This window comes from Litorimonas sp. (assembly GCA_029936425.1).
In the GTDB taxonomy this organism is placed as follows: domain Bacteria; phylum Pseudomonadota; class Alphaproteobacteria; order Caulobacterales; family Maricaulaceae; genus Litorimonas.
Map to the genome: position 1 here is coordinate 1 of JAPYSU010000031.1, position 6,129 is coordinate 6,129.

The window sequence follows — 6,129 nt, forward strand, 5'->3', positions numbered from 1 at the left end:
GTAGTACACAGGTGTACTACTTGTTGTTTTCTTCAAAAAAGGTCCAAAATTAGGGGGGTAAGTTGGTGTTTTTACCAAAAAAGCCTAAATTAGCGTTGTTTTGGGTACAAATTGCTTCAAATTAGGGGGGTAACTTTGACTTGTGTTCTTAGTTTCATTTCGCTTCCCCATTCAGGGCATTTCGTCCCCCCCCCCTTCCCGAATCTTGAAGAATATATACCCCTGAAGATGTATGAGTAGTAGTAGCAGTAATCCATTAGATCAAAATGGGGACAGACCAACATACTAACCAACCAACGGACAGACAATACCTCTTATGGGGAGGGCTAGGCCTCCGACCATGCCCTCTAAAAATGTGACGGAGGACGGACGAAGGAATTGGTGTTTCTAAGAGCAGTGCCAGAATTTACACTTATCGGAAAAACAATATTGAAATACATTTTAAGACCCATTTTTAATTCAAAATTATTAACTTTTCACAAAACTAAATTTGCACTTAATCGGCTCCTGGTCTCCTGTGGTTCACATCGAGCTTCCATGAGAAAACTATCTTCTGCCAGACTTTCGTCGTAAGCTACAACAGTTTCAAGGAGGAACGAATTTTCTTCATCGTTTTCAAGTGTTGCATTGAAAGAAGCGACCTCTTCATTTTCAGCGGCAGCAATGAGGAACCACTCGTCTTCTTCGGGCATCGTCACTGGCATCATAGTGCTGTTATCTGAAATGACAGTTTTAGTTAAGTTTGGACTATTAATTCAAAATTATTCACTTTTCACAAAACTAAATTTCCACTTAATCGGCTCCTGGTCTCCTGTGGTCCAGGCTGTCCAGGCCCAGGACATTGATGAAGTGGCTGATCATCTCCAGCTTGTCAGCGGTGACAGTTGCCCTGCGGACATGACAGGCGGTCAGAAAATATTTTCTTCATGATATAATAATTCTAGTTCTACTCTCACCTCGTTGTTGACTGCTGCCATGAAGTTGACCTGGGTGGCTATGCACAGGTGCTGGATGGGATCAGCTGCTCACCCCCCGTGGCTGAGAAGTCTCAAGTGGTCATCTTTGGGCTGCTCTACCTGAATTAAACAATAATGCATTAATTTAGAAGAACATTTGAATTTTACATGAAAAGGGTCCATCACCATTTTGATTAGTTCATTTTTAATTATTATTAAAATTGAACTAATCCCGCGTTTGGACGGTTGACATTTAAACATTCTGATTGGAATCACAATATTTAAATACCACGGGTTTACCCCTTTTAATGTTAAATGTGCTAGCGGGGAACAAGTACTAAGTACTTGTATTTGCTAACACTTGAAGACTACACACAGTATTCTGTGTCTTCGCATAAATAATTGCGGAAATGAATTGAACCACAGAGATACGATAATTCTACTCAAATACATTGTACTGGATAAACTGCTTTGTGTAGCTACCCCATAAAACCTGCACCCTCCTTTCATAGATTTCACTTGGGGAAGCTTTCGATACCATTCCGGGCACAGTGACAGGTTTTATAGCTACACAAAACAGTTCGTCCAATACAATGTATTTGTGCAGACAACGCAATGGTGCATAATGCTACCATAATATGTCCTCTCTTAGTTTTCAAGGGTTAAAATTTGACCCAAGAATTTATATTTTTATCTCTGTGGATTGACAGAACCACTCAGTGGTGGTCTGCCAATACTAACACTTCTTTAAACGTGATGTTCAAAGCAGTGTTAGGGTCCTTGTTATGCCCTGGCTGTATGGCAAACTTAATGTGGTCGGGTGAGCCAACCCTTGAAGCCGCCACATAGAACTGCCCGTGTGTGAATATCTCCCTACGGAGCCACACACCAACTCGTTTCAGAGATTGACCCTGGGACTTATTTATCGTGGTCGCAAACGCCGTCCTGACTGGGAACTGACGGCGGGACCAATTAAATGGAAAGGCATTTTCCTTCGGCATAAATGTAATTCTCGGCAGGAGAACTTGCCTATCTGTCCCTGCAATGGTGCAAACCAAGACTCTGTTGCCCTCTCCAACTCTCCTGAAGATCAGACGGGTGCCATTGCACAGACCCGCCTTCAGGTTGATGTTCCTAAGGAGGGTCAGGGGCTGGCCTGGTTTTAAATTGAGCATGTGACGTGGAAACCCGCTGGGTTGAAGCGTGTTCAGATATTCGACACTGTACCGAAACGTTTCACCAGGATGATCACTGATCACAGTGTCTGCAGAGCAGAGTTTCAGTGCATTTCCAGACAATTTGCTTTCCATCAGATCATTTATAGAATCCACCTCTACATTTGTGGGAGCAAGGATGGCTCGGCCATCAAGCCAGCTTTCATCTCCGATGTTTGTGTCAATGTCTGGGAATATTTCGTCACAGAAATCATTCATAGATTTTCCCTCCCTCCACCGTTCTTTGTCCGTGTTCACGTCAATCTGGAAACATATGTCAGCAGGGATGGTCACTCGACCCTCAGAGTTGGTTTCTGCTGTTCCGTCGCCAAGACTCAGAGTCCACTGGTCAAAGGCTTCCAGTTTGGGGTCACCACTGGCCGACACTCTGATGTTCTCTGTGAGTTGGAGGACACGGAAGTGTTGCCACAGGTTGGACTTGTTGACACATGCATCCACCAACTCTGCCCTGGAGGCACCGGGCACAACAGGAAGAATCTGTCTGAAATCGCCGGACAACACGACAACTTTTCCTCCGAATGGTAGGTCAGGTTTTCCAGTGAGGTCTCGCAAGGTTCTATCCATGGCTTCAATCTGAAACCTATGGATCATCGTTGCCTCATCGATATACAGTAACTTTGCCCGTCTCACGAGGTCAGCTGTGGCACTCTGAGCTGTAATTGACAGCGTGGACTCTGCATTCGGCGACAATGGAGCCTTCATCCTGGAGTGGAAGGTTCGGCCCAGATGAAGCATGTTGGCCGCAATTCCTGTGCTCGCCATGGCCAAGGCTATTGAGCCGCCAGGTTCCAAGGTTCGGACTGCATCTAGCACCGCGTTCATTGTGAATGTTTTACCGGCTCCACCTCTGGCAGAGAGGAATGCCTGCAGCGGTGTCTCAGACTCTACGGCCTGCATGATGGTGTCAAAGACGCGTCTCTGGTCTTCAGTGAACTGGTTCTTAGCAGTGTCCACATTGACAGTCAACTCCTCAACTTCAAAGTCGAGTTCCTCTCTTATGACCGCAGGTTCGTCTCGTGTGAAGCACGACACCTGGGCGAGTTCTTCGGCCGTTGGTTTAGGCAGACCAAAGTGTCCGAGCTGTTTCTCAAATGAGTCTAGCCTGTGCTCAATATCTATCAGGACCAGTGTCTTCAGTTGGTCAGATTGAAGGTGGATTCCTTGACGGACTGCCTTCTGCAGGAAGTCATCAGTCCATGACTCCCAGAAGTGGTCAAAAAGATCTCGCGGGTTGCTCGCATCACAAAACATTAGTATTGTGACAAAAAGTTCGCGCAACTGCGGGCACCCTGCAGTGTGACTCTGTTCCTCCAGGGCAGTCTGCCACTCAAGATCGTCCCCGAGAAGGCCAATCTCCCGGCAAACCTCTTTATAGGTTTCACACACCCTTCCTCCAGGAACTTCAAGCATGTCCCGGAAGCTCTCTTTACCACGACAGTGATCGTTGTGGAGGAGCATTCTCAAGAAGAATGCGTCCCCAGCTATCGGATGCAGGCTGTGGACCCGACCGAGGCTGAATTTATTATTCGCTCTCTCCATCCAGACAGTCTCACCGTCCGCATTCTTATCAAAGACATGTCTCTTAGGCATGTCCACATACTTTGGCATTGGATCACATTGGCAGTCTCTTTTTTCAGCCGACCGACCCTGCCTCCTTCTCTCATTTTCACGTTTGTTAAACTCGAAAAATTTAGTGAGAGTTGTATCTTTGTACGTCTCAAGAGCAGACTCCTCTTCACCAGCATCAAAGACCATTCCCTGTTGATCTTCTAGGTGAACTTTAAGATCCTTCACAGGCGGGTAGTGAGTGGCAATCGGGTAGCCCAAGATGTGCCACATAGCTTCACAGGAGCCCACTGACCTCAGGTCCTCATATTCCTGTATTTCGTCTCTTTGCTCACCCTCCACTTCAGTACGCACCATAGATCGGTCATGACCTTTGGTGATGTATTTGTATAAATACTTTGCAGCCATAGGAGAAAGGCAACTTTCAACATTGATGTGACAGTTGTATCGGAGTAAAAGGAGCGGGTTGTATGGGACAATGTCTCGGTTGTCCACCTCAAATACTGGGCCACCACGCCTTCTCTGAATGTCAATCTTACGACCACCGTGGTCAGGATGCCTTCTCCTGTAAACTGGAAAGTTATTTTCCGGATTCAGAATTGTCTCAGACTGAAACTCCTTGCGATACTTTTTGGTGCAAACACCATCCTCCATGCAGACACACTGTGGATTCCTATCCCCACACGGACCATGGACCATGTTGTCGGTCACAATTTGCTGCAAGCGCTGTCTCTGCAGCTTCTCCTCAGGATCATCTGTATCCTCGGGGTCAGGTGGCAACTCTGCACAGATGATATTGTCTATATCCTGTGGAGTTTTTGGTCTGTCAGAGTTATCAAGGATCAGGAGTATGTGCACGTGAGGTAGACCACGTTTCTGAAACTCGATTACACTCAGGTGGGCTACAGTGCGCCCCAATACTCCACCTTTGATCAGGTCATTTAGCAGCTGATCTTTTGCCCTCTTAAAGACTCTGGCCACTATATCAGGTCTGTCCTGAGCAGCCTGGCCTGGCTGCAGGTGGTCGGTAATTTCTTTCCAGTGAGGATTGCAGGTCATTGTAATAAAGTAATCTGGCTTGTGATACTCTCTGACAACAGCCATTGCATTTTGAAATTGCTTATTATACCATCTAGGGCTTCCCTCTAATGAACTGGAAAGAATTTTCCGACCAACTTGAGCCTGAGGTTGAAGGTGATCATCAGGATGCATTCCATCCTCCCTTGGTGCCAAATCCCGTCGCCTGGCATCAGTCAACTCACGCACATTTCTGTATGTGTCTGCCCTGAGAGCCTTCTGGTTCTGGCGCTGGAAGTTGAGTCTCTGGCTTTCGATCATCACAAACGCCATCACGATGTACTCCTGGAACAGTCTACCTGCCCTAAAGATGTAATCCATGGGCACTGAACGGATATTTAGGTGATACACATAATATTCCCGTGGGCTCACTCTCTTTCTATTATCAACATGCTTTAAGAATTGGCTATAACCGTAATCACCATGAGGAAAAAGAAGTGTAAAGTGGAGAGGGGTGGCGGAAGGATTTAGGTCAGAAATTCTTTGAATCCCACCACCCCTTTTCCTAATTACCAAATCGTGAGGTTGAAAATTAGTTAACACACTCACTTCTTTTAAGTTAGATTGAAGATTGTAAGTCCTTGGGTGAGTGTTTGCTGGTCTGTCTCTACGATCAGCACTTATGACCAGATGGCCTTCTCCCAGCTCATCATCTGGGATCTCCAAGATCTGCACAAAATCCTTGATATATGGGTTTACTTGCCGCAGCGCAGTCTCGACCCTCTCCACAAGGTTTCGCATCATTTGCCTTTTTGGGGCACTCATTGGCTGAATAACCATGTTCATGTTCTCAAGCCTATTTGCAGTTTCCAGTTGCGGGTCGTGTAAAAAAAGTTGCGCAAACACAGGTTTCTCGCCATGGTTGGGTAAAAGTGGCCCAGACCTCTGTGTGACCCGACCTTCAAAGGTGACAGTTGGATTCCACGAACTACGAAATCTCCTTTCCTTGACTTCCACACTGGCCAGACATACAGCATTATTCAATGGCCGGGCATTATCGCGGAATAATTTGGCTTCAGGTGTCTGATCAAACCATAACTTATTTATTTCTGGTGGTGGAGTCTTAAAGCTAGGAAGTTTGACTTTGCCACCCATGCAACACGTGGAAGGTGTTTCACCTTTGAACTTGAGGGCATTACAGTGCTTACAAACAACATCCATGCTCCCAATGGCGTCAAGGGTATCACGCAACTCAGGCACCTTGAAGGTTCCGTTCAGTGTGTCAATTCCTTGTCTCGCATCATGAGGTTTGAGCTTGGTTTGCTTTAGTAACCGGACATTAGCCTGACACTGGC

2 protein-coding genes are annotated in these 6,129 nt (G+C 46.3%); both read right to left on the reverse strand.

Annotated features, from left to right (window positions below; all coding sequences use genetic code 11):
* Positions 1 to 476 precede the first annotated feature (476 nt).
* On the reverse strand, positions 477 to 707 hold the full coding sequence (locus ACN0IC_RS14545) for a hypothetical protein (protein WP_416879510.1): 231 nt from the start codon (positions 705 to 707) through the stop codon (positions 477 to 479).
* Between the two features lie 965 nt (positions 708 to 1,672).
* On the reverse strand, positions 1,673 to 5,995 hold the full coding sequence (locus ACN0IC_RS14550) for an AAA family ATPase (protein WP_416879511.1): 4,323 nt from the start codon (positions 5,993 to 5,995) through the stop codon (positions 1,673 to 1,675).
* Positions 5,996 to 6,129: the final 134 nt, after the last annotated feature.

Coding starts and splice junctions, on each gene's coding strand:
- ACN0IC_RS14545 (WP_416879510.1), bottom strand. CDS start 707: ATGATGCCAGTGACGATGCCCGAAGAAGACGAGTGGTTCCTCATTGCT.
- ACN0IC_RS14550 (WP_416879511.1), bottom strand. CDS start 5,995: ATGGATGTTGTTTGTAAGCACTGTAATGCCCTCAAGTTCAAAGGTGAA.